Source organism: Levilactobacillus fuyuanensis (genome assembly GCF_003946395.1).
Classification (GTDB): domain Bacteria; phylum Bacillota; class Bacilli; order Lactobacillales; family Lactobacillaceae; genus Levilactobacillus; species Levilactobacillus fuyuanensis.
The window spans coordinates 46,082-68,432 of sequence record NZ_RHNZ01000002.1 but is presented as its reverse complement, the minus strand read 5'-3'; the positions used below and the strand labels follow the sequence as shown (position 1 = coordinate 68,432).

The 22,351-nt window shown below is 48.2% G+C and carries 22 protein-coding genes, 12 tRNA genes, 1 rRNA gene, 1 pseudogene and 1 riboswitch; of the genes and pseudogenes, 21 read left to right on the top strand and 15 right to left on the bottom strand.

Annotated elements, in window-relative coordinates:
- Positions 1-48 precede the first annotated feature (48 nt).
- The 13 genes from rrf to EKM73_RS01065 all read left to right on the top strand — a co-directional run bounded on the left by rrf (position 49) and on the right by EKM73_RS01065 (position 2,334).
- A 5S ribosomal RNA gene (rrf, locus tag EKM73_RS01125) occupies positions 49-165 on the top strand.
- Between the two features lie 6 nt (positions 166-171).
- Positions 172-244 (top strand) — tRNA-Asn (locus EKM73_RS01120).
- 9 nt (positions 245-253) lie between these two features.
- Positions 254-344, top strand: a tRNA-Ser gene (locus tag EKM73_RS01115).
- A gap of 13 nt (positions 345-357) precedes the next feature.
- A tRNA-Glu gene (locus EKM73_RS01110) sits at positions 358-430 on the top strand.
- Positions 431-446: 16 nt separating this feature from the next.
- Positions 447-519 (top strand) — tRNA-Val (locus tag EKM73_RS01105).
- Positions 520-538: 19 nt separating this feature from the next.
- Positions 539-612: transfer RNA gene (locus EKM73_RS01100), tRNA-Asp, on the top strand.
- 52 nt (positions 613-664) lie between these two features.
- Positions 665-737 (top strand) — tRNA-Phe (locus EKM73_RS01095).
- A 5-nt stretch (positions 738-742) separates the two neighbouring features.
- Positions 743-825: transfer RNA gene (locus EKM73_RS01090), tRNA-Tyr, on the top strand.
- A gap of 7 nt (positions 826-832) precedes the next feature.
- A tRNA-Trp gene (locus tag EKM73_RS01085) sits at positions 833-903 on the top strand.
- 14 nt (positions 904-917) lie between these two features.
- Positions 918-990, top strand: a tRNA-His gene (locus EKM73_RS01080).
- 60 nt (positions 991-1,050) lie between these two features.
- Positions 1,051-1,121, top strand: a tRNA-Cys gene (locus EKM73_RS01075).
- A 31-nt stretch (positions 1,122-1,152) separates the two neighbouring features.
- Positions 1,153-1,237, top strand: a tRNA-Leu gene (locus EKM73_RS01070).
- Positions 1,238-1,626: 389 nt separating this feature from the next.
- Positions 1,627-2,334 carry a C40 family peptidase gene (locus EKM73_RS01065; protein ID WP_125700154.1) on the top strand — a complete coding sequence of 236 codons (708 nt, stop codon included), beginning with the start codon at positions 1,627-1,629 and terminating at the stop codon, positions 2,332-2,334.
- A gap of 164 nt (positions 2,335-2,498) precedes the next feature.
- On the opposite strand, the pseudogene tnpA reads toward EKM73_RS01065, so the two are convergent.
- A pseudogene (gene tnpA / locus EKM73_RS01060) lies at positions 2,499-2,918 on the bottom strand (IS200/IS605 family transposase).
- A gap of 171 nt (positions 2,919-3,089) precedes the next feature.
- On the opposite strand from tnpA, the gene EKM73_RS13055 reads away from it, so the two are divergent.
- A complete protein-coding gene (locus tag EKM73_RS13055) occupies positions 3,090-3,218 on the top strand; it encodes a zinc ribbon domain-containing protein (RefSeq protein ID WP_449824729.1) in 129 nt (42 codons plus the stop codon).
- 291 nt (positions 3,219-3,509) lie between these two features.
- On the opposite strand, the gene EKM73_RS01050 is transcribed toward EKM73_RS13055, so the two are convergent.
- Positions 3,510-4,076, bottom strand: coding sequence for a matrixin family metalloprotease (locus tag EKM73_RS01050; protein ID WP_125700153.1), 567 nt, complete (start codon positions 4,074-4,076; stop codon positions 3,510-3,512).
- 386 nt (positions 4,077-4,462) lie between these two features.
- The gene (locus tag EKM73_RS01045) at positions 4,463-4,783 is read right to left on the bottom strand and encodes a heavy metal-binding domain-containing protein (protein WP_125700152.1); all 321 of its coding nucleotides are present in this window, start codon (positions 4,781-4,783) and stop codon (positions 4,463-4,465) included.
- A 357-nt stretch (positions 4,784-5,140) separates the two neighbouring features.
- Between EKM73_RS01045 and EKM73_RS01040 the strand changes: the two genes are divergently transcribed.
- Positions 5,141-5,737: a hypothetical protein gene (locus EKM73_RS01040; protein ID WP_125700151.1), complete on the top strand. Its 597-nt coding sequence runs from the start codon at positions 5,141-5,143 to the stop codon at positions 5,735-5,737.
- A 121-nt stretch (positions 5,738-5,858) separates the two neighbouring features.
- On the opposite strand, the gene EKM73_RS01035 is transcribed toward EKM73_RS01040, so the two are convergent.
- A complete protein-coding gene (locus tag EKM73_RS01035; protein WP_125700150.1) occupies positions 5,859-6,203 on the bottom strand; it encodes a hypothetical protein in 345 nt (114 codons plus the stop codon).
- Positions 6,204-6,325: 122 nt separating this feature from the next.
- The gene (locus EKM73_RS01030) at positions 6,326-7,033 is read right to left on the bottom strand and encodes a hypothetical protein (protein ID WP_125700149.1); all 708 of its coding nucleotides are present in this window, start codon (positions 7,031-7,033) and stop codon (positions 6,326-6,328) included.
- Positions 7,034-7,160: 127 nt separating this feature from the next.
- A riboswitch (SMK box riboswitch) is annotated at positions 7,161-7,279 on the top strand.
- Between EKM73_RS01030 and metK the strand changes: the two genes are divergently transcribed.
- The 3 genes from metK (at position 7,277) to EKM73_RS01015 (ending at position 10,568) form a co-directional block, all read left to right on the top strand.
- Positions 7,277-8,464: a methionine adenosyltransferase gene (metK, locus tag EKM73_RS01025; protein ID WP_125700148.1), complete on the top strand. Its 1,188-nt coding sequence runs from the start codon at positions 7,277-7,279 to the stop codon at positions 8,462-8,464. It overlaps the preceding riboswitch by 3 nt.
- Positions 8,465-8,696: 232 nt before the next feature.
- On the top strand, positions 8,697-10,172 hold the full coding sequence (locus tag EKM73_RS01020) for an MDR family MFS transporter (protein WP_125700147.1): 1,476 nt from the start codon (positions 8,697-8,699) through the stop codon (positions 10,170-10,172).
- A gap of 66 nt (positions 10,173-10,238) precedes the next feature.
- Positions 10,239-10,568, top strand: a complete 330-nt coding sequence (locus EKM73_RS01015; protein WP_020089217.1) for a DUF960 domain-containing protein — start codon at positions 10,239-10,241, stop codon at positions 10,566-10,568.
- Between the two features lie 51 nt (positions 10,569-10,619).
- Here the strand turns inward: EKM73_RS01015 and EKM73_RS01010 are convergent, their stop codons facing one another.
- A complete protein-coding gene (locus tag EKM73_RS01010; protein ID WP_125700146.1) occupies positions 10,620-11,267 on the bottom strand; it encodes a deoxynucleoside kinase in 648 nt (215 codons plus the stop codon).
- A gap of 155 nt (positions 11,268-11,422) precedes the next feature.
- Here EKM73_RS01010 and EKM73_RS01005 point away from each other — a divergent pair, with 155 nt between their 5' ends.
- A complete protein-coding gene (locus tag EKM73_RS01005) occupies positions 11,423-12,193 on the top strand; it encodes a Cof-type HAD-IIB family hydrolase (RefSeq protein WP_125700145.1) in 771 nt (256 codons plus the stop codon).
- A gap of 275 nt (positions 12,194-12,468) precedes the next feature.
- On the opposite strand, the gene pgmB is transcribed toward EKM73_RS01005, so the two are convergent.
- Entirely contained in the window at positions 12,469-13,140 is a 672-nt protein-coding gene (gene pgmB / locus EKM73_RS01000; protein ID WP_125700144.1) for a beta-phosphoglucomutase, read from the bottom strand.
- Positions 13,141-13,153: 13 nt separating this feature from the next.
- Complete coding sequence (locus EKM73_RS00995; protein WP_125700143.1) at positions 13,154-15,871, bottom strand: glycoside hydrolase family 65 protein; 2,718 nt, start codon at positions 15,869-15,871, stop codon at positions 13,154-13,156.
- A gap of 281 nt (positions 15,872-16,152) precedes the next feature.
- Here EKM73_RS00995 and EKM73_RS00990 point away from each other — a divergent pair, with 281 nt between their 5' ends.
- Together EKM73_RS00990 and EKM73_RS00985 are read left to right on the top strand one after the other, a co-directional pair.
- Complete coding sequence (locus tag EKM73_RS00990) at positions 16,153-16,350, top strand: hypothetical protein (protein WP_225421239.1); 198 nt, start codon at positions 16,153-16,155, stop codon at positions 16,348-16,350.
- Positions 16,351-16,714: 364 nt separating this feature from the next.
- Positions 16,715-17,392, top strand: a complete 678-nt coding sequence (locus EKM73_RS00985) for a CPBP family intramembrane glutamic endopeptidase (RefSeq protein ID WP_125700141.1) — start codon at positions 16,715-16,717, stop codon at positions 17,390-17,392.
- A gap of 90 nt (positions 17,393-17,482) precedes the next feature.
- On the opposite strand, the gene EKM73_RS00980 is transcribed toward EKM73_RS00985, so the two are convergent.
- The 7 genes from EKM73_RS00980 to EKM73_RS00950 all read right to left on the bottom strand — a co-directional run bounded on the left by EKM73_RS00980 (position 17,483) and on the right by EKM73_RS00950 (position 22,244).
- On the bottom strand, positions 17,483-17,962 hold the full coding sequence (locus tag EKM73_RS00980; RefSeq protein WP_125700140.1) for a MarR family winged helix-turn-helix transcriptional regulator: 480 nt from the start codon (positions 17,960-17,962) through the stop codon (positions 17,483-17,485).
- A gap of 574 nt (positions 17,963-18,536) precedes the next feature.
- A tRNA-Leu gene (locus tag EKM73_RS00975) sits at positions 18,537-18,620 on the bottom strand.
- Between the two features lie 66 nt (positions 18,621-18,686).
- On the bottom strand, positions 18,687-18,965 hold the full coding sequence (locus EKM73_RS00970) for a heavy metal-binding domain-containing protein (protein ID WP_125700139.1): 279 nt from the start codon (positions 18,963-18,965) through the stop codon (positions 18,687-18,689).
- A gap of 13 nt (positions 18,966-18,978) precedes the next feature.
- Positions 18,979-19,479, bottom strand: coding sequence for a VanZ family protein (locus tag EKM73_RS00965; protein WP_125700138.1), 501 nt, complete (start codon positions 19,477-19,479; stop codon positions 18,979-18,981).
- Between the two features lie 128 nt (positions 19,480-19,607).
- Positions 19,608-20,123: a minor capsid protein gene (locus EKM73_RS00960; protein WP_164508810.1), complete on the bottom strand. Its 516-nt coding sequence runs from the start codon at positions 20,121-20,123 to the stop codon at positions 19,608-19,610.
- Positions 20,124-20,525: 402 nt separating this feature from the next.
- Positions 20,526-20,765 carry a hypothetical protein gene (locus EKM73_RS00955; RefSeq protein WP_020089229.1) on the bottom strand — a complete coding sequence of 80 codons (240 nt, stop codon included), beginning with the start codon at positions 20,763-20,765 and terminating at the stop codon, positions 20,526-20,528.
- 69 nt (positions 20,766-20,834) lie between these two features.
- Entirely contained in the window at positions 20,835-22,244 is a 1,410-nt protein-coding gene (locus tag EKM73_RS00950; protein WP_125700136.1) for a C69 family dipeptidase, read from the bottom strand.
- Positions 22,245-22,351 lie beyond the last annotated feature (107 nt).

The following is a 22,351-nucleotide window of genomic DNA, read 5'->3' as shown; positions in this document are numbered from 1 at the left end:
AAAATAATTGAATAATATCTAGTTTTGAGGGAAGAAGTTCTCTTATAGTGTGGTGGCGATAGCCTAAAGGATACACCTGTTCCCATGCCGAACACAGAAGTTAAGCTTTAGCACGCCGATAGTAGTTGGGGGATCGCCCCCTGCGAGGATAGGACGTTGCCACGCGATTATTCCGGCATAGCTCAGTTGGTAGAGCACCTGACTGTTAATCAGGTTGTCGACGGTTCGAGCCCGCCTGCCGGAGCTTAATAATGGAGAGTTGTCCGAGTGGCTGAAGGAGCAGCATTGGAAATGCTGTAAACGGGTACTAACCTGTTTCGAGGGTTCGAATCCCTCACTCTCCGTTTCATAAAGTATGACCCGTTGGTCAAGTGGTTTAAGACACCGCCCTTTCACGGCGGTAACATGGGTTCGAATCCCGTACGGGTCATTGTAACATTTAACATGGAGGATTAGCTCAGTTGGGAGAGCGTCTGCCTTACAAGCAGAGGGTCACAGGTTCGAGCCCTGTATCCTCCATATAACATAATAATATTATGGTCTGTTGGTCTAGTTGGTTAGGACGCCTCCCTGTCACGGAGGAGATCACGAGTTCGAGTCTCGTACAGACCGTTGTTATGTTATTAACAATTTAATACACAACAAACATATTACATGATGGTATGGCTCGGTAGCTCAGTTGGTAGAGCAATGGATTGAAGCTCCATGTGTCGGCGGTTCGATTCCGTCCCGCGCCATTTATGGTGGGGTAGCGAAGTCTGGCTAAACGCGGCGGACTGTAAATCCGCTCCTTCGGGTTCGGTGGTTCGAATCCACTCCCCACCATCATTATAGGGATATAGTTCAATGGTAGAACAACGGTCTCCAAAACCGTCGATGTGGGTTCAACTCCTACTATCCCTGTTTGTAATGTGATGGCGGTATTGGTGAAGTGGTTAACACACCGGATTGTGGTTCCGGCACGCGTGGGTTCGATTCCCACATACCGCCCTAGATTGGGGCATCTTGAATTATCTTCAGCTGATCCAATCAGATTGGATAGGCGATTATGGTGGTATAGCCAAGTGGTAAGGCAGAGGTCTGCAAAACCTTCATCGTCGGTTCAAATCCGATTACCACCTTTGACTGGGTGTATCCAATCAATATTTTTTTGCCGGAGTGGCGGAACTGGCAGACGCGCTGGACTCAAAATCCAGTGACCGTTGAGGTCGTGTGGGTTCGAACCCCACCTCCGGTATCACTAAGAACACGTTCGGTTTTCATAAAAGTAACGACAAGCACTGTTCATTCAGGTTTGTCGTTTTTTTATGTCTCATTTTGCAAAGGAATTTTGTATTATATTCTACAAGGAAAGCGACTTTTGAAGCGGTTTTCGAACTGTCCTAGACTGAAATCATCATAGATTATAGTGGGAAGTCTCAGGATAGTGCAAGTAAATAAACTGCTTCGTTACGCGTTAATTGGATTGATTGTCACTGATGGCGGCATTTTATTGGGACAAAATCCCGATCAGGCGAGTTACAACACCATGTTCACCAGAGAAGGGTATTCTCTACGCATGAGAGGCTGGACGGCGACGTCCTCCTTTCAGTACTTACAAGTCGGCTTACATCCCTCAGATGAAGAATGACGCAGTTTGTAATGCCATACAGTAAAAATAACTTTAATGGCTATGCCAAGCACTGGATCAATGTCCGACAGTTGAAGAACGGCAAGGTCTACGCCTATAACGACAAGACAGTTTACGGTAACTATTTGGTAAGCTATCATCAGCTGAGTAAGGGACATGGTAGCAACATCAAGGCTGGGTCACGAAAGGTCAACGTGCACTTCTCTAAAGCTGGGAATGTCCTCTTTAAATACCAGAGAAATCTCCTCACAGTACACCTGAATAATGGTCAGATCACGCTTAACGGTAAGGCCACTCAGATGCGAAATAACCGGGTTTTCAAGCGAGCTATCCCCAAGCATGGTACGCGAGTAAACCGGCTGGTAACGGACGCTAAACGCTATCTGGGCGTCCCTTATCGCTATGCTGGTCGGGATGCTTTTGGCGGATTGGACTGTGCCTCATTCGTTGATCAGGTCTACTTAGATGTTGAGCACCGTGACATCGGGGGAATGACTGGTGTACAGCAGAAACTCGGCAAACATGTGGCCGTCAGCAAGGCGAAGAAGGGGGACCTACTCTTCTGGCAGATTGCTGGGCAGAAGTACACCTACCACGTGGCCATGGCGATTGGGCACGGCAAGCTGATTGAGGAAGCAGGAAAGTCAGTTCATGTTTCTAAGATCAGCAATCGTCATCCGCAGTTTGCTATTCATATGAAGTAAGTGACACTAAACCGCTAGTACGATGGGAGACTTTCCATTCTGTACTAGCGGTTTTCGTCTGCAATCGATCAATTAATTTTTGTGATATCACCAGTGATAGGCAAGAGACTTTTTAATATAAATTAGGCAGAATTCCCTTGCTTTCAAACAGGGGATGAATGCCGCTATGCCCTTCGCTGACTGGCAATATAGTTTTCTACGATTTTCTTGCTCATATTACCAAGGGTACTCATGAAGTAGCTAGGAGACCAGAGATGTCCACTCCAAAACTTTTGGGCTTTTATCTCGGGATGTAATTCAAAGAATAAGCGCGCTGAACCACCCTTGAAGGCTTTGACAACGTTCGTTGGCGCATACTTGGGCTTAAAGCTTAGTAATAAGTGGATATGATCAGGCATTACTTCCATTTGCTCAATGGTTACTTCGTTCAGCCGGGCTATTTTCGTTAGGATATTGGTCATTTCAGTGACTAACTTTGGCGTTGTAAATACTTCGTGCCGGTGTTTAGTGACCCAGACCAGGTGAAAATGAAAGTTGTAAACATAACCTCACTCGTGAATTGATCCGCCAATGTCTTTACTCATATGATACCTCCATAAATATTATTATAAGTTGTTTTGTTATGAATACAGTATACTCATATGGTATGATACCATCAAGCAAGAACCTCCTGCACCATGTCTCTACGGCCTTGATCAAAAACCACGATTTAGTCGTAGCTGAAGAACTGCGGAGTAAAAATATGTTGCGGAACCATGCGTTGGCGATTAGTATTTCGGACGTTGGCTGATTGCAAGCGGACATGTCCTAATTGTGGCACGTTTCATGTGCGTGATCATAACGCAGCTAAAAATATTTTAGGAAAAGGTTTAGCAACCCTGTAAGAAATGAGTCCGCCTGGCAACCTGCGGACCTAAAAGGCTTTGGTAATTAGCGGATAAGTCCTATTCGTAGGCAATCGCTGTATCTAAGCAAATTGTGGTCGCCATGCCGTGGGGTGTGGTTCTCACAAGCGTCCGTTTTTAAACGGGCGTGGTTGACGAGGATAGCGGTTATGATAATAACGAGAATACCCGAAACCTTACAGGGGACTCGAAAATTGCGCAATAAAAAAATCCTAGCTGGACAGGCTAGGATTTCGTAGGTTATTTAGAAAGTTGTTGAAGCTGGGTAGATTAGCCTTCGTAGGCGTCTTGTAAGCCGACCTTATCTTGATGGTCGATGGAAGCGTAACGATCGGAAGCGTACATCACGCTGGACTTGTCACCGGAATGGCTCAAGCCTAAGGCATGGCCGATTTCATGGGTAGCAACGTTGGTCCGTTGGCTCTTGGTGTAACCGTACTTAGTTAAGAGGCTCCGGTTCAACGTGGACTTGGCGGAAACGATTTGGTTGTTATCGCTCTTCTTTAAGTATGAGTAGTTCGTGTAACCAGCCAACTTGCCGCTCTTAGTGCTTAATGATTGGGAAGAAGTTAAGGTGATGTCAGCCTTTTCGCCGCTCTTAGCAGCCTTTAACTGAACCACGCCAACCTTGTTCCAACGCTTAACGGCGTTCTTCCAAACACTTTTGTAGTATGAGGAAGAAGTGTTGGTCTTGTAAGTAATAGTGGTGTCATTCCAACTGCCCCATGAAGGTGTTGGCTTACTTGCGGATGCAAGAATCGTGGTACTGAGGCTTGTAAGGGTCAAGACGATAGTGGCGATTACTAACACTGTCCATTTAACAACTTTCTTTAACATTTGAATAACCTACTTTCTTAATTCCGAACTTTTTACAATTCGGTTGTGTAATACCTTATTGACTATCGTTAGTATAAAGCGGGTCATGGATCAGTTGTTATGCCACAATGACGAGTGTGGATAGTTTCCACGGGACAATATTGTGGAAGTGGATATAAACGACCTAAAAAAGCCTGCGACACCGCAAAAAACGTTACACATCAGGCATTGTGGCCACTTGAAAAATCAGTGCTAAACGAACACTTGCCGTTTTGAGAGGACACACAAAAAGACCAAATAAAGTAGAACTCTTTTCAAAGAGTCACTTTTTCTGGTCTTTTAAAATCATATTTATAATCAATGTGTAACGAACATTCGGTGGTAACACTTTCCTTATTGTGGGGTAATTAGCGATATTTCACGGCGGTTCCGTAAGCGGCCACAGATTGCATATCTGTACCAATGGAACCGGAATCAAAACGCATCATGACGACGGCGTCTGCACCCATGTCGATAGCATTTTGCCGTAACCGGTCGATGGCGATGTTCCGTGACTCGTTCAACATGTTCGTGTAATCCTTGATTTCACCACCGATCACATTTTTCAACGAAGCACCGATGTTACGCATGATGTTTTTGGATTGGGTGGTTAGGCCAAAGACCTCACCTAAAACCTCGTAATCTTGTCCGGGAATCTTTTCAGTCGTTGTTACCAGAATTTCTGCCATAGTGTACATCCTCCTCAGTTGGGTTATCCCTAATATACCGATGTTAGGAGGGGAATACAAATGAGAGGGTTGAAGCGAGACCAGTCAGAATTTAGGATAGTCATATTTCGAAGGCTTATCGACGAATTTTGACCTGATTTGCTAAGACTAATCCTGCATGAATAGGCGATATCTGGTTGTATATCCATTGGGGCAACCTACTCCTCACCTTTTGCGGCTTAAATTTCTGCATATAACCGGTATCTTGGCCTTAATACTGGTCAGTCTACCAATGTTATTAGCTGTTAATTAGGATGCCTACATGTTAAGCTGTGGTTTGTGGAGACCTAATAAGAGGTACCACCCTAAGGAGAAAGCATGACGATAGAAGGCAGAGAATCACGACGTCCCCTGGAAGCATTAACGAACGAGACGCTGAATCAGCCATTATCACAGAGTCAACGTGACCAGATTGATACTTTCTTAGCCGCCGAAAAAGCCCATCGTGAGGCACTGATTGCATTAGAACAGTCCTTGCACGCACCACTCGTGAATTACCACGATCAGCGGCTATTTTACCAGGACGTGAGTGACCTAACGCACTTTCGACGGAACTTCTTCACACGAGTCGGTCGTTTTTTGCAAAAGTCAGTTGCAGCGACCTATCAACTGGAGTTCTGGGATCGGGATTCTCATCAGAAATACTGTTTTCCACAACATGAGCTGTCGCGCGCGGATACCTGCGATATCAAGACGGGAACCGCAGTCGAAACGCTCACGTACGTCCAATTGGGCTATAAATTACGACGGACGTACGATATCCAGAATCATCACCTCTACCAGAACAAGATCCAGTTCTACATTGACGGGCAGCCGTATGGGACAGTCGATGGTCTGATGCGCCTGCAACAACGGTTAGAAGCCCGCTCAATGTGGCTCAAAGATGCTATTCTCCATATCAAAGACTTCACTTAGTTCAGGACGCTTCATCTGCTACGAACAGTGGCAGATACATATGAGTAACCAGATACGACATACGGCCGCAAATGAAGACAAAGAAAAAATCCAACCGCAAGTACTTTGCTAGTTGGATTCATTAGTTAGCTGACGACTGGGCAGCTAGGATAGTCGCTAATTTACGCTTAGTCGCACCGACTTCGCCGCGTAACAGCGCCGTGTGGCTGACGGGGATGATGTTTGCCATACTACGTTGATGGCCGCTAGCGTCTAATATATGCTCGTCCACGACGTAGATGGTTGCGGGATCAACAACGAGATCCCAGTGATGTTCAGCGTGAACGGATTGTGGTGATAGGGCAAGTGCGGCGATTAGGCCTTGACAAAAGCGATCGATCAAGGCAGCGTCCACAATGGTATTACCCGTTAACGTTGGCTGAAACTTACCACTTAGGATGTCACCGATCACTTTGATTTCAGGCATAGGGGTTCCTCCAATTTCAATGATGCCCCATTTTAACACGAGAATTGGCGAAGGGGGACCAATTGCCTGCGAGCTTAGCGAAACTTTAAATTTACGCAACTAAATATTACTTTTCTGATGAATTAATCGAAAATCAGGAGGCCTAAGATAAGTTGGACGACACTGGTTGTCACCAATCGGTAGTTATCATTGATCTTGGGTTGCAGCCACCAGTAGGCGAGGGCCAGGATGCCGGCAATGAGGACCTGCCACGAGAATCCCAGCGTAAACAGCGTCAGAATTAAGATGACAGGGGTGAGCAGCGTCCAGCGCCAGTCGCGTTCCTTCGTTAAGTAGTAAGGCTCAAAGAAGACTAGGTAGCTAGCGACTAACGGTACCATTGGCATCAAAAATTGCGTTGCCAGGTAATGGTTGCGAAGGAAGAACAGAATCACGGGAACCCCGCAACCGGCCAGGAAGCTAAAGACCACGAGGCCATAGGCAGACTGCAAGCCCAATTGAGGAACGCATGCCAGGACCAGAAAGACACACAATAGAATCGCAAATAACTGCAGCAGGTGGTCGTGAGGGGCAGCCAGTAAGCCTAACGTGGCCGCTGCAACCACGAGGATCGGCCCAATGTGGGATTGAAAGTGGCGCTTGAGAATCAAGAAGTAGCCAGCTGCCACGAGGATGCCATATCCGCCGAGGTAGACCTTAATGTTCGTCGCCAGGGGCGTTCCCGTAGCGGCGGTCGATCCAGCGACCCACCAAAGTAAATTTTGAAAAAAAGTGAAAATAAATAATTGTTGTACCGTCTTATTTTTTAAGAAGGCCATGATTGTGGTCATGGAATCGCTCCGTTTCAACTGATTTAGTCTTATCCTTTATAATAGATATTGTTTTGACCCTGGTCAATCATTCTTTGAAAAAAACGCCAAGGTTTCTTTTATCCCTCATTAATATATGTTAGAATGCTTAAGTTATGAGTCAATTCCCGATAGGATTCACGAACTCAGTGAAGCTGCCTTGTAACCGACTGGCGCGAGATTATCGGTCAACTCGTCGTCAACACTATCTAGGGGGAATATCCATTGCAAGAAAGACATTTATTTACGTCGGAATCCGTTTCAGAAGGGCATCCAGATAAAATTGCTGATCAAATCAGCGACGCCATCTTAGATGCTTTACTGGCTCAGGATCCGGATTCACGGGTTGCCTGCGAGACGTCCGTTACGACCGGTTTAGTACTGGTCTTCGGTGAAATCTCTACCAAAGCATACGTGGACATCCAAAAGGTCGTTCGTCAAACCATCAAAGAAATTGGGTACACGGACGGTCAATACGGCTTTGACGGTGACAACTGTGCCGTCCTCGTCGCTATCGACGAACAATCACCCGACATTGCGCAAGGGGTCGATGACTCTTACGAAACGCGTGAAGGTGATGAAGATCCACTGGACAAGATTGGTGCCGGTGACCAAGGGTTAATGTTTGGTTACGCCATCGACGAAACGCCAGAATTGATGCCACTTCCCATCACGTTGAGCCACGCCTTGATGCGTCGGATCGCCAGCTTGCGGAAGATGGGCACCATTGATTATTTACGGCCAGATGCTAAGGCAGAAGTTACCGTTGAATACGACGATAATGGCAAGCCATTGCGGGTCGACACAGTTGTCTTGAGTACGCAACATGATCCAGACGTGACGTTGGACCAGATTCGTCAAGACGTGATCGATCAGGTGGTTAAGGAAGTTATTCCCGCCCACCTGTTAGATGACAAGACGAAGTACTTCATCAACCCAACCGGTCGTTTCGTCATCGGAGGTCCTCAAGGGGATGCCGGATTGACGGGTCGTAAGATTATCGTCGACACGTACGGTGGGGCTGCTCACCATGGTGGTGGGGCCTTCTCTGGGAAGGACGCCACGAAGGTGGACCGCTCAGCAAGTTACGCTGCACGGTACATTGCCAAGAACATTGTCGCTGCCAAGTTGGCAACTGAATGTGAAGTTCAGATTGCCTACGCGATTGGTGTGGCGGAACCCGTTTCCGTTTCCATCAACACGTTCGGCACTGGGGTCGTTTCGGAAAGTAAATTAGCTGCAGCCGTTCGTCAACTCTTTGACTTGCGTCCAGCCGGCATCATCAAGATGCTCGACTTAAAGCGGCCAATTTACAAGCAAACTGCCGCATACGGCCACTTTGGTCGGACCGACATCGATTTGCCTTGGGAACATACAGACAAGGTCGATGCGTTAAAGGCTGCTTGCAAATAAGCGCCACGATTAATTTCTAAAATAAAATCCCATTGGTTCGGCGTTCTTGCCGGCTGATGGGATTTTTGCGTTTAGATTAGCTGGTCCGCTAGATTTATTTTCACCGGGGGGTGTCCTTTCACAAGCAATCCGTGATAGTATAAGATATTACTGTTTCAAACAGGATTTGGGAAGTAGCGCTGTTGGCTACTCAGTTTCGTTGCGTGGTGGGGCCCAACGGTAGGAGGAAATTATGAAACAAACAAATGTTAAGGTCGTCACCATCGCCGTCTTTGTGGCCACCTTCATGTCAGCCGTTGAGGGGACAATCGTGTCGACCGCCATGCCGACCATCGTTGGTGATTTAAAGGGTGTGGCCCTGATGAACTGGGTCTTCTCCATCTTCTTACTGACCAGTGCGATTGCTACCCCCATCTATGGCAAATTGGCTGATACCGTCGGTCGGAAACTAGTCTTTCTCGTTGGACTGTTCATCTTCGTTCTGGGGTCCACGTTGTCGGGGATGTCTCACAGCATGGAGACACTGATTGCCTGGCGAGCCTTACAAGGTATCGGCGCGGGCGCCATCATGCCCGTCTCGTTCACAATCCTTGCTGATATTTACCCTGTCGAACAACGTGCCCGGGTCATGGGTCTCAACGGGTCTGCCTGGGGAATCGCAGCGGTTGTCGCGCCACTATTAGGGGGATTTATTGTCGATCAACTGAGCTGGCACTGGATTTTTTTCATTAACATTCCGATTGGGATCGTGACTATGGGATTGATCTGGTTCTTTCTCAATGAGCACACGGCACGTCAGGCATTTACCATGGACTGGGCCGGTTGTATCTGGCTATCCGTGGGCCTCTTGGCCGTCATGCTGACTTTCCAGTTACTGGGTGAAGGAGACCTCAATATCATCTGGGTTATTGCTGGATTAATCGTTGCTATCGCAGCCTTCTGGGCGTTTATTCGCCGGGAGAAACGGACGGATGATCCCCTCATTCCTATGGAACTGTTTGGCAACCGAACCTTTGTGGTCCAAAATCTGATTGCTGCACTGTTGAGTGGCTTTATCATGGGCTTTGAAGTGTATCTGCCCACCTGGACGCAGGGGTTATTGGGATTGAAGGCCTCCGAGGCTGGATTTGCGATTACGCCCAGCTCTCTGATGTGGATCGTTGGGTCCTTCATTGCCGGTAAATTATTAATGAAACGCTCGCCATACCAGATTGTTAATATTAGTCTGACGCTGGTGCTGATTGGTGCGGTCATCATGGCGGTTATCCCAGCAACCACGCCATTCTGGAGCTTCTTTGTCATTGCGGCCATCTGTGGGACTGGTTTTGGGATTACGATCACCACCACGACCGTGACCGTCCAGAGCAAGGTTCCTGTGGCCGAGATTGGGGTAGCAACCTCATTTAACACCTTGGCCCGGACGCTGGGGCAGACCGTGATGGTTGCTGTCCTGGGAATCGTCATGAACGTGACGATGGCGCGTGGGGTTGCCAGTCATCCCGGCACAAGCATGGCGATGATGAATAAGTTAATTAACCCACAAACGGCCAAGAGCCTCCCAGCGCACCTGCTGCCCACGTTACATGGTATTCTATATCAAGGGTTACACCTGATTTTCATCACGGGAGCCTGTCTGATTGTGGTTTCATTCTTGGTCAACTTACTCGACCGCCGGGGCACGCAGAGCCTGAGTGACCATCAAGCGTAAATATTCCCGTTTTAAGCTTAGGTACGGTATAATAGTTCTAAATGACTGAGAGTGGAGGCGAAGAAAATGTTTGAAAATAATCATTCACGTTACGCGAGTTATGGCACCGTTGCGGCCTTGCCCGGCGACATGATCGACGCCGTTTGGGAGATCATCGACCAAGACCTTCAAGGGGTATTCCCACTGGAGAATTTACTGACGTTTAAGCTGCATAACAACCAGGGGACGACTACGTTTGAATACGTCCAATTGGATGAAAATGATCATCCCGGAGCCCTGAGTGCGGGGTTCGATACGGATTTCGCTTATGCTCCCGAACTCCCAGATACTGTCCTGGCCTACGATGATGGTGACAGTCAGATTATCCTGCTGCCATCCGAAACGGCGGACCACTAAATTAAAAAACTCCCCCAAACCATTTCTGGCTTGTGGGAGTTTTTTGTCAATTTAGACCGTTGCGTCGGTCCGAATGTCTTTTAAGGCGTCATCAATTTGACCCAAGACGAGTTCCGTATTACCTGGTTTATCTAAGTCATACTTTTGTAAGTCAATCTTGATCTTAGGACTGATATCGTAGTCGGCGAACCAACCTTGGTAAGCCGTCCACATCTTTTTGTAATAGGATTCCAATTCAGGATTGTTGTCGAATTGTTCGTAATCCCGGCCACGCTTCTTGATCCGGTGAAGAATGGTGTCGAAGTCGGCGTCAGCGTATACTAACAAATCTGGTGCCTTCTTTGGGAGTTCGTTCAGTTCAGTCATCATGTTGTCGAGGAGTTGTAAGTAAACCTCGAGTTCGGTGTCCGTAATGTTCCCTTCAGCGTTGTTTTCTCGTGTGAACAGGGCGTCTTCATAGATCGAACGGTCGAGGACGTTGTTGTCGTCCGCGAGCGCGCGCTTGATCATGCTAAAGCGCTTGTTCAAGAAGTAGATCTGTAGCAAGAAACCATATTGCTTTGGGTCCCGGTAGTAGAGTGGTAACACCGGGTTATCACCGACCGGTTCGAAGAATGCTTGCGTATTTAAGTGTGATGCGATTTTTCCAGTTAGAGTCGTTTTACCGACCCCGATCATTCCAGCTGTAATTATCACCATGATAGCCCCTCTTTAATTAGAAATACAAGATATAGTGTACCATAAAATGACTGACTACTACATCTGCCGGGAAGAAAAATTTCCGCCATTTCCAGTACTTTGGTCATTGTTGTATAATGAAACCGTTGGTATTAGTGGATTAGGAGGTTGATTAAATGTATCAAGCAATCGTCTTTTTTGACTTGGATGGAACATTATTTGACGACGACAAGAATGTTTTACCGACAAGTGTCGCAGCCATTCAAGAAATGCAACAACATCATATTCTACCAGTTATTGCGACTGGAAGAAACATTTTTGAAATTCAATATGTCCTGGATGCCACGGGAATCGATGCTGTGGTCAGTGCGAACGGCAGTTACGTCCAGTATCAGGGCAAAAAATTAACTGCGGCCGTAATCGACCAGAAGACGTTAGCGGCCATTACGGCCTTCGCCAAGGAGCAGGGTGATCCGTTGGGTTACTTCAATAACCAGGGATTTCGCCTGAGCCAGGCGAACCAGGATACGACCGATAACTTTAAATTATTGCGCTTAGACGCGCGGGTTGATCCCACCTGGTATCAGTCCCAAGATATTAACTTCTTGAACGTCTTTAACCGGGATAAAGAAAAAATCTATCAAGAAAAGTTTGCGGGCACGCTGTCCTTCGTCCGCAACAACCCACGGGCTCTGGATACCATGCAGACGGGCGTCACCAAACAGACGGGTATTCGCACATTTCTGAAGAAAGCTGGTCTCGAGAAGGTCAAAACCTATGCCTTTGGGGACGGTTTAAATGACCTGCAGATGTTTGACGAGGTCGATATTCCAATCTCCATGGGTAATGGGGTCTTTCAGGCCAAAAATAAGGCGGCGTATGTCACGGCCAGCAATATGGACGACGGTATCGTCAAGGGTCTGCGTCACTTCGGCTTGATTCGATAAGTTAGAGGACCAGTCTCGTTAGTATAGCGTATTTCGATTGGGAAAAATAGGTCAAAAAATACAGGCGACACTCAGTCCGTTCACTCACCGTTGCGGTGGGGGATGGCTGGTGCTGCCTTTTTATTATTGAATTTGTGAGAACCTAAATTTTTATAAAGTTGTCAGAAAAGATGCGACAGATTTCCCATTTTTTACATTAGTACTAAGTAGGAACAACACAAAAACGCCACCGTTCCATGATAGGAACAGCGGCGCTATATGCTACAGGTATAGTTTTAGCCTAATTTCTTCGCAATGTTAGCGAGTGTGACGTCAGCCGTGTCCGCAAAGACCATGTCGGCGGCCCCAAGTTCGGTGGCATCACCGATACCTAAGGAGACTTCACCAGCAGCGTTGATGGCTTGGACGCCGGCAGCGGCATCCTCGACCCCAATGCATTGTGCGGGTGGCAGGTTTAATAGCTGTGCCCCCTTGGTGTAGATTTCGGGATCTGGCTTACCGTGCGTCAGGCTAGCAGGGTCGACGACTTTAGGAAAGTAGTCAGCTAACTGTAGCTTGTCCAATACACGAGGGGCGTTCTTAGAAGCAGAAGCCAGGGATAATTGATAGCCCTTAGCCCGCAGATCGTCCAGGAAGGCCTTCATGCCAGGCAGAATGTTGGCGGGCGTCATCTTGTCGACTTCGGCCACGTAGTTCGTGTTCTTCTTGGTAGCTAATTCTACCTTTTGGGCTTGAGTATAGTCGTTTTCCTTGCCCCCAGCCTTGAGAATCATTTCCAGGGAGTCCATCCGACTAATCCCCTTGAGACCGTTAGCGAGCTCATCGCTCCAAGCCACGTCGAGATAGTCGGCCAGTTGGTGCCAAGCGGTACCGTGTAAGATGGAAGTATCGGTGATAACCCCGTCTAAGTCGAAAACGAATCCTTTAATATCAGCAAATTTTGTCATTGCGAAACACTCCTTAATATGAAATTGTTGCGGGTTGTTGCGGTTTTAGTGAAACTTTATGTTGACCAATAGTTAGTGTGGCAGCGTGATCGGCGGTTACCGTGACTTGACGGTGGTCAATCGCAAAGGTATAGCGAATGCCTCGAACCAGTTGGTGAAACCGCAGAGTTTGCCAGTTCTCTGGCAAGTGAGGGTTCACCGTGAGCTGCGGTGCCAGGACATCGACGCCGGCATAGTGCCGGGTGGACATCAGTGTGACGGCACCCATGACGCCGAGGTGAATCCCTTCGGCAGTGGTGCCTCCCTGGATGTCGTAATAGTCGGATAACAGGGCCTGTGAGAAGAGTTTCCACGACTGATCCATGTTCCCCGCCATTGCAGTCAAAACGGCGTAGACGATACGTGAGAGGGTGGAGCCGTGGGTCGTTCGGTCGAGGTAGAACTGGAGGTTCTTCATCAACGCTTGCTGTGGTAAGTCATAACCCAATTGTTTGAGTAGACCCATGACGGCTGTGGCATCTAGACTGTAAAAGGCCATCAGCGCATCGGCCTGCTTGGCGACCTGGTAAGCGTCGGGTGTTTTACCCTCAGCCTTTAAGATCCGATCCATCCGCGAGATGTCCCCGTACTTCTTCTGGTATTTACTAAAGTCTAGGCGTGGGAGCTTAAAGTAACCCTCAAATTGGCCGATGATGCCATCTGGATTGATATCGAGCTTGAGATGATGGCTCACGTCGGCGACCTTTTTAGCCACGGCTTGATTAAAGCCAGTCTTCTGATCGACGGCTGCAACCTGTGACTGTGGTAAGGATTGCCGTAAGTCGGTCAATTGATTGAACAGCCAGGTGACCATCAGGTTAGTGTAGGCGTTGTTGGCCAGTCCGGTCGAATCGGCGTTAGGATAATTTTCGTGGAATTCGTCGGGCCCCATGACCTGGTCGATCGTATAGCGGCCGGTCTTGGTGTCCAACTTGGCCTTGCTGAGCCAGAACTGCGAGATTTCTTCCAGCATTTCCAAACCGTAGTCGGCCATGAAGTCGGTGTCACCGGTGATGTGGGTGTACATGATCACGTTGTAGGCAACGGCCAATGAAACGTGGCGTTGTAGTGAGGAATAGTCCGGGTCCCAGGTGTTGGTCAGGGGGTTCAAGTGAACGACTTGCGATTGTTCGTCGCCAACTTCACCGGATTGCCACGGGTACATGGCTCCAGCAAAGCCCGCGTCCTTGGCATTCTGCTTGGCTGCGGGCAGCCGCCGGTAACGGTACATCAGAAGCTGCTTAGCGAGTTGTGGATCGTGCAGCGCGTAAACGGGAAGATCGAACATTTCATCCCAGAAGACGTGCCCCCGGTAGGCTTCACCGTCGAGCCCTCTGGCGTTGACGGAAGCGTCAATCTTGCCAGAAGCAATAGCTTGTGCCGAGGAGAACAGGTGATAGAGGTTGACCCGCGTTAGCTTCTGCGCGGTGATGTCACCGGTAATTTGGATGTCGGCGCCGGCCCACCGCTGTTGCCAGTAGGCTGTTGAGCTAGCTAGGGTATTGGCAAAACTGGCTTGTTGGAGTTCTGACGTAGCGGTTGCCATGAGATCCGTCTTGGTTTCGCGGTTCGTAAAGAGAACCACGTTTTTTTCAAAAGTATAGGTTTGATTAGGTTGGACGGCGACCGAGCGCATCTGTTGAATGTGTTGTTCGGCATTCGGCCGGGTGTCGACGGGGGCATCGAGGGCCTTACCGGGACCGACGAGTTGCGAACCAAAGATGAAGTCGACCTTGGAGGCTCTGGTTTGGCCTTCCAAGTAGATGGTATCGGGTTGTTGGCCGGTGCCAGTCACCTTGATGTGGTGCTGATCGAAGGCGGCATAGCGGTCAACATTGCTGTTGATAACGCTACCATCAATTTCTGAATAGATCTGCAGGGTGCCCGCAAAGTTGAGGGGGGTCACACTGTAGCGAATGCCGAGGCGATGCCAGTCTTTCATGTTGGCGAGCTTCGTTGTCTTGATCTGTAAGCTGTGGCCGGTGGGCAACTGGACCAGCATGGTCGTCGTCAAAGCACCGGTGTGGAGGTCGAGGCTGCGGTAGATGTCTTGAATGTCGCTAGCCTTGATCTGAAACGGATTCTGATGATCCACGCCAAAGGTCAGTGCCTGCGCATTAGGTAGGTTGACCAGGTCTTCGTTCGTGACTTGACGACCGTTGATATTGGTCGACAGTTGGTCGTAGAGACCCGCGGCGTACATGCCAGGATAGTTGTCGTGATCGGCATGGGCCTCGGTGTAGGCGCCCCGTAGACCGAAGAAGCCGTTGCCCACAGTGAGCATGGCTTCTTGACCATAGTTACGCTTACCTTGATACTGACCATAATAATCGAGGTGCCAGCTCAGGTAGTTACGCTTGGCGGTGAGAGCCGCATTTAACCCCTGATCGGCAATCGCTTGACTGCTGACGACGGGGATGTTGAGCATGTTGGTAATGGCAAGCCCGATGTCGATCCGTTGGTGATTGATACCGACGACGGTGTCGGAGAAGGGGTAGCTCAATGCATTGTCGATGACGGCAGCGTCCACATCGAGACCCGCTAACTTCAGTCGTAGGTTTTCCAAATTTTCGCCGATGGCTTGATCCGAATTGTAGGCAATCGTGAATTGACGCTGGGCAGCGGGTTGGCCGGCCGGTGCGTAACTCACCTGCAAGGAATCATCTAAAACGTGTAATGTAATTATTTTCAAGCTTGATCGTCGTCCTTTCTGCTAAAACTTAGCGTATTATTCACTATTAATCTTAGGTTACCCGCTGACAATAAGCAATTAATTCCCCTTAATTTTGATAAAATTTACGTGAAGTAAAACGCTAAAGCGGCGCCGTTGCAAGCGATTGCACGATTTGAGATTTTACCCATTGGTTCGACCAATTGGATAAGCGAACGTCCGTAAAATAGGCTTCGATAAATTGGCAGAAACGTGGTAAGCTTTTGGTATTGAACTTGTGAAGGGAGCTAACGCTGTTGAAAGTGTTAACGATGATCCTAATTGTCTTGGCGACTGGCCTCATTATCGGTGGCACCCTCTGGGGATTGCTGGCGTGGGCCCTCGTTGGTTGGGTGAAGATTGCGGTCGGTTTTGGCGGGTTACTGCTGGCGACGGTGGTCAACTTCTTCTTGTACTGGACGTTGTGGCCACACCGACCATTTGAAGATGACGATGAATAGAGCATTTTCTAGAAGACAAAGCCTTTAAAAATAGACACAAAAAAAGCCATTACGATAAGTCGCAATGGCCAAAGAGTAAGGTTACAACATAATTGGGGGATTATGTTGTAAAAATTTCATCTACTTTGGGGGAGTAAAATGAAATCTGTCTGTTGAATGAGGACAGAAGCCTCACGCGTAAGCAGAAGGTTAGTTCAAACTTACCCGCAACCTTATAGTAACGCAGAACAAGAAAAAATGCCATTAAAAAATAAATATTTGGCAAACTTTTTGCGGTTTTTAATAGAACTCGAGAAACAGTGGTAACCTAGACGGGTTATGGGTTTGTTCGGCAAAAAAACAAAGTGATAGAGGGAATGATAACGTGAAAACTAAGCAGCAACCAAATAATTATTGGAATTTTGGATGGGTCTTGATTATGATCGTCGTGACGTCGGTGGTTCAGATTCCACTGAATTTTATGGCGCACGGCACCACGCTGAATCGTGGGCTGTGGGCGGCTGGCTACTTGGTTGGTTTTGCCGTGGCAATTGCGTTGGGTGCTTGGATCTTTCGGCAGGTGCATCCCGTGCACTGGCAGCGATTGACACGGCAGGACTGGCAATTGATGGTCAAGGGATACGTGTTCATTATTGCTGCGGAGATTGTGTTAAATGTGGTCAATAACGTTTTCTTCGGTGAAACCAGTACGAAGAATAACACTCTGATTGCTGACATTATGGGTCATAGCTCGCTGACCCTGGTGATGCTCAGCCTGACAGCCGTTTTAGCCTCGCCATTTCTGGAGGAACTGACCTTCCGGGGAATCCTCGTTGGGGGATGTTTCCCAGCCAAGATGTTTTGGATACCAGTCATCACCAGTGGCGTTGTCTTCTCGCTGGTCCACCAGAGCGACAACATTATTAGTTGGCTGATCTACGCCTTGATGGGGGGCACGTTCGCCTACATTTACCGGAAGACGGACAAGCTTCAGACAACGATTATCCTGCACGGATTTAATAATTTGATTGCGGTGGCTGTGATGATTGCGACGCTGCACTAAGACAATTGTGTAAACCAGAATCGATAATTTTTAACCAGTAGGGATGACAAAAAAGGCCAACGCACTCGCAAATGGGGGCGTTGGTCTTCTTTAATTAACTTTGTCGACTTCTTTTGTAATGAGCCGTTCGTTGCTAACTGTGTCGAGTTGATGCTTAACGGTCACCAGTTCGGTCATCATTGAATCAATTTCCTCTGACGACATGTCAAGTAACGTTTGACACTGACCAATTCGTGAGTAGACTTCATCACGCTTGGTCGTAGCCATTTCAGTCAAGTGAATCAAAACCTGTCGTTCGTCGATTTGACTTCGAACCCGAGTGACCCAGCCTTGCTTTTCCAGCCGTTTTAGTAACGGCGTCAATGTGCCACTGTCTAATTCCAAGCGTTCGCCAAGTTGGTGAACAGTTAGAGGGGCCTTTTCCCACAGAACAAGCATGGCAATGTACTGGGGATAGGTTAAGCCAAAGGGTGCTAAAGCACTCTGGTAAAAATGATTGAATTTCTTGCTGGCCGAATAGATCGAAAAACATAACTGTTCATCCAACAATACGGGGTTAACGTCTGCCATCGTATTGGCCTCCTTTCGTTTACTTTCCAGTGTATTGTATACAATTAAATTGCTGCTGGCAAGTAAAGTACCTCAGATTGCTCGTCATGAACATGACTTGGTCACGTGAACAACCAAAAGACGAGACAATCTGGCTAAAATGTAACATCATCATGATTATATATCATGTCTATAGGTGAATACAGCAATTGTTGACATGATTAGCCTTATCCTACATTTAACATTTAGGGGAGCAGCCAATTTGTGAAAGGTATACGCAATTACTGCGAGTAACTTATGATAACTTAAAAACTAAACTGCCGCGATAACTATAGTGGCGTCAACCTGATAAAAAAGCTTTGTGAAAATATGATTAAAGTGGTCAATTGATTACCTGGTTGACAAGACTGCTTAAGTATACCAGAAGATTTTGAAATGAAAAGTTAAATTTTATAGATATGATAATGAAAAACTAGTGAGAAAAAACGATGATTCAATGCAAAAGAGGGGAAGCCAAGTGATGGCCACTGAATACAAAAAATAGGAACTTCATTAGACGTTAATCTAACGAAGTTCCTATATCAGTTATTCATGATGCCCCGAGCAGGATTCGAACCTGTACTTGATCTCTCAAACAGCGACCTGAACGCTGCGCGTCTGCCAGTTCCGCCATCGGGGCAACTCAACAACAAATAATATATTACACTATCTGTGTATAAATGTGAACCCTTAATTTAAAATTTTTTTATTTAGGGAATTTAACGGCTGTCCCGTAGCCATGAACGACCAGAAATTTTGGGGCAACATTCATCTGAGCAATCTCAGTGTTAAAGCGCACCTCAATCAGACCGTCTGCTCCCATTTCCTGAGCTTTCTTCATCAACTCTTGCTTAGCCTCGTCGAATAGGCCGTCGAAGAGTTCAAACTGATCCGGCTTTTCCGACCGCAACATGGTGTGCGCCGTTGCCGTCAAGATACCTTGAATTTGGTGGGACCGGTTTAAGCCCCCAGTCGTCATAAACATAGGTAGTTCCTCCTCATTTTAAAACCTGATAATGGCGTTGCAGGATCAACATGCATGCCGCGCCAATGATCACGCCCGTACAGTTTGTTAGGACGTCGTTGATGTCGACCCAACGCCCCAGACCGACTAGCCAATTAAAAATTGCCTGACCACTCTCAAGGGTCAACCCAGTGGCGAGACCGGCGAGTAGCCATTGGCGCCATCGATGTTGACTGTGATTGTATTGCCAGACGATGCCTTGGGGAATAGTCATGACAATATTTAGCCAAAATGACAGATCGATACTGGCTGGTTGTAGGGGCCAAATGACCCAGGTACCACCGGCGATCCAAAAAGTTTGAATATGACCAACACTGCTTCCCAACGTAATCGCGACTGGCGTCCACGTCAGGGCATTTAGTCCCCAGCACCCCAGCCACCACCAAATTCGTCGAAAGCGGCGGTTATGCAAATCCCTAAGACTCAGTGTGGCCCACAGCAGGCTGACGCCGATGAATGGTAACCAACGGATCATATTTTCCCGCCTCCTAACGTTTCCAGTATACCGATTTGCCGGAGTGGGGACAATTGCTTTTGTCTATTTAATTTTTTGTTAGAATTTGTCGTGAATCGTCTGGACAAGTTTGATTTCTGCTCGGGGATTCATTTTTGAAAAATGTCCTTACCATACGCCTTGATCATGGCCTTTCGCCAGTTGCTGTATGTGAGGTAGGGGCCCATCCCCAGTTCGCCGGTCTGCGGATCGAGATACTGCCGATTCGTGGTCGTTGGGAGATCACCCGTGCAGGGGGTAGCGATGCACCGGCAACCGTCGTGGAACGGGGGATAGTTGATGCCTGGGCGGGCTTCGTCTGTCCGGTAAACGCGGCCATCTTGTGCACCGCAGTCCGGACAAGTTTCCCGGTCAAGCACACAGGTGATCTGGTAGTAATCGGTGTAGGGGGTTCCAACTGGCTGCTGGGGTTGCTCGGCTTGTGGTCGGTTAAGGCCAACTAGGCGGCCAATCTGGGGAAATAACCAGTAGATGATGGCTAAGACCAATGCGATGACCGTGGACCACGTAATGGCGTATCCCAGCGTGTAGAAGATGACGCCAAGAATCACATCTAGAATTAAGAAAACGATGACACTAATTGAAATGCCGCTTCTTTTTTTCACGGGAATTGCCTCCATAAAGTAAGATTTGAAAGTCCTATCACCGTATTATACACGAGACGCTCGCCGATGTGCGAAACAGTTCGCGAGTCCGACAATTATCACAGGCAGTTACCCAGGGGAACGACTACTTCGGGGCTAAAACGATAGTTAAGCCGTAAACCTGAATTTTCAAGGCAATTAGGGTAGAATAAAAGCACTGACTAATTTCGAAAGGGATCCCGGTGGCGGGATTGCTGGAGGTCAACTGGTCGCGACCGGGACACCAGCCGCGGTCAGCGAGAATCCAACGAGTGTCACGGGTCAGTATTTAAAGGCCCATCTAGATCTATTCGCCTAAATTTTGAGACAAAAAGAGCGCCGACAAATCAATCTTCGTCGACGCTCGTTTTATCTAAATTAAAGTTAAAGTTTCTTGGAAATTTGGTAACGCTCGCTGGCCGCGTGGCCGGTCTGGCCATTTCCCAGTTGTGATTCTGCTAGGAAGATATCAAAGGAAGGCTCACCTTTTTCGCTCTTCACTACCAAAACGTGACCGGCATCTGTATGCCGTTCTTGATAGATCTGCGCCGATTGGACGGCTTCGTGATAATCGTGAAAGTTACCAATTGAATCGCCAGGATTAAAGAGTACAACTTCATCCATTATAATCATTCCTTTCAGGGCTAGCTGCTAATTTCATTATACCGCACTTACTCTGAAAACGGTATCAATTCACAAATTCTGGTCCATGGTAAATGAGAGTTGCGACTGTTCAGCGTTGGCACAGAGCAACTTGCCAGCCTGGGCTTCAATTTCCGTTGCAAAGCGTTGTGCGGTGTCCGCATTGAAACGACCTAGACTGGTGTCATCGGTCGCCGTCAGCGCATCGCCAGCGGTCACGCGCTGAATCCCCAATGATTGCGTGTGTTTCAAGAAGTCCGCGATGAGCTGGCGGTTTTGGTGATAGTGTGTCTCGCTTAGGTCTTCGAGCAGCTTGCCGGCCCAGTAGGGATTTTGTGGTGAGAACTGCTGGTTGTCGGCCGCATAGACCGTACCGAACTGGTCGCCATTGGCATAGAAGGGAACGTACGGATTGAACGCGGGGTTGCCCAGACACTGCCAAATGAGGCCGGCCAATTGTGGAACCACGTGGCGTCTGATTTGCAAAATGTGAGAATTTTCCGTGCGCGAGAGGCCAATCGACCGATAGAGGTGGCGTTCAGTTTCGCTACCATCACCTAACGGATCGTAAGGGGTCTCCTGATAGTGAGAACCCAAGAGCTCCGCGACGTCCGGGACACTGATCTTGCGCTCCGCGTGCCGAATGAAGGGCAGTTCCTGATCGGTGGGATTTTCAAAGGCACTCGGGGTAAAGAGCTTGTGCCCGTACCAGACGCGGGGCGTATTGTAGTGGGCGTCGAAAACGGTCTGGGTGCCGAAAATATGGCGGGAGTTGAAGCGATTGCTGTCTGGATTAAGATGGTTAGCTTGAACGAAGTGCCGAATATTGGCGGAGGTCAGAAAGTCTCCAGGACGATCGAAGTCGATGTCCTGAATAGCCAATTGATTGGCAACAACGGCATACATGTCATCCGGAATACGCTGGGCAACCCAGTGATGACCACTGACGATTTCCATGTACCAGACCTCGTCGCTGTCACTGAAAAGAATGCCGTTGGCCTCGGCGGCACCATTGGTTTCAACGAGGTAGCCCAGGCGCTTAATGCCGGCTTGAGCCGAGTCCACGTAGGGTAGGACGACCGTAACCATGGCGTCCTCGGCGATGCCGTCGTCGACGAGTGGGTCCACGCCCAGCACCCGACTATTAGCGTAAGCCGATTCCGTGGCACTCATGGCGACGTTATGACTGTTGATGCCGCTCTCGGCGTAATCGCCTTCGCTGGAATCACTGTCAGGGACGGCGGTGTAGTGCGCCGCGTGGACGGGAAGCGTTGTCGTGAAGTGGTTGTTTTTAGAAATAAAAGTGGTATTCGCGTTGTCGGTCGCCGGGTACACGACCGCTTGTTTAGGCCAGATGGCGACACCGTTATCCTCGTTGCGGGCAATTAAGGGACTACCGTCGATAGTAGCCAATTTACCAGCGAGAAATGAGGTGCAGGCCTGATGGGTTTGACGAGACATGGGGGTTCCTCCTTCGAAAAAGTGCTTAAATATAAGATTTACTATAGCATATTTTGACCGAATAAGCCGTTGCGCACCGTTTCTATCCAATTGTTTGCTAGAATAGA

What these genes read in the sequence shown, in the direction of transcription:
- EKM73_RS01020 (WP_125700147.1), top strand. Translation starts at nt 8,697, where the DNA reads ATGAAACAAACAAATGTTAAGGTCGTCACCATCGCCGTCTTTGTGGCC.
- EKM73_RS00970 (WP_125700139.1), bottom strand. Translation starts at nt 18,965, where the DNA reads ATGTTTATGACGACTGGGGGCTTAAACCGGTCCCACCAAATTCAAGGT.
- EKM73_RS01005 (WP_125700145.1), top strand. Translation starts at nt 11,423, where the DNA reads ATGTATCAAGCAATCGTCTTTTTTGACTTGGATGGAACATTATTTGAC.
- EKM73_RS01035 (WP_125700150.1), bottom strand. Translation starts at nt 6,203, where the DNA reads ATGCCTGAAATCAAAGTGATCGGTGACATCCTAAGTGGTAAGTTTCAG.
- EKM73_RS01010 (WP_125700146.1), bottom strand. Translation starts at nt 11,267, where the DNA reads ATGGTGATAATTACAGCTGGAATGATCGGGGTCGGTAAAACGACTCTA.
- EKM73_RS01030 (WP_125700149.1), bottom strand. Translation starts at nt 7,033, where the DNA reads ATGACCACAATCATGGCCTTCTTAAAAAATAAGACGGTACAACAATTA.
- EKM73_RS01015 (WP_020089217.1), top strand. Translation starts at nt 10,239, where the DNA reads ATGTTTGAAAATAATCATTCACGTTACGCGAGTTATGGCACCGTTGCG.
- pgmB (WP_125700144.1), bottom strand. Translation starts at nt 13,140, where the DNA reads ATGACAAAATTTGCTGATATTAAAGGATTCGTTTTCGACTTAGACGGG.
- EKM73_RS13055 (WP_449824729.1), top strand. Translation starts at nt 3,090, where the DNA reads ATGCGTTGGCGATTAGTATTTCGGACGTTGGCTGATTGCAAGCGGACA.
- EKM73_RS00955 (WP_020089229.1), bottom strand. Translation starts at nt 20,765, where the DNA reads ATGGATGAAGTTGTACTCTTTAATCCTGGCGATTCAATTGGTAACTTT.
- EKM73_RS00980 (WP_125700140.1), bottom strand. Translation starts at nt 17,962, where the DNA reads ATGGCAGACGTTAACCCCGTATTGTTGGATGAACAGTTATGTTTTTCG.
- EKM73_RS01040 (WP_125700151.1), top strand. Translation starts at nt 5,141, where the DNA reads ATGACGATAGAAGGCAGAGAATCACGACGTCCCCTGGAAGCATTAACG.
- EKM73_RS00965 (WP_125700138.1), bottom strand. Translation starts at nt 19,479, where the DNA reads ATGATCCGTTGGTTACCATTCATCGGCGTCAGCCTGCTGTGGGCCACA.
- EKM73_RS01065 (WP_125700154.1), top strand. Translation starts at nt 1,627, where the DNA reads ATGACGCAGTTTGTAATGCCATACAGTAAAAATAACTTTAATGGCTAT.
- EKM73_RS01050 (WP_125700153.1), bottom strand. Translation starts at nt 4,076, where the DNA reads ATGTTAAAGAAAGTTGTTAAATGGACAGTGTTAGTAATCGCCACTATC.
- EKM73_RS00950 (WP_125700136.1), bottom strand. Translation starts at nt 22,244, where the DNA reads ATGTCTCGTCAAACCCATCAGGCCTGCACCTCATTTCTCGCTGGTAAA.
- EKM73_RS01045 (WP_125700152.1), bottom strand. Translation starts at nt 4,783, where the DNA reads ATGGCAGAAATTCTGGTAACAACGACTGAAAAGATTCCCGGACAAGAT.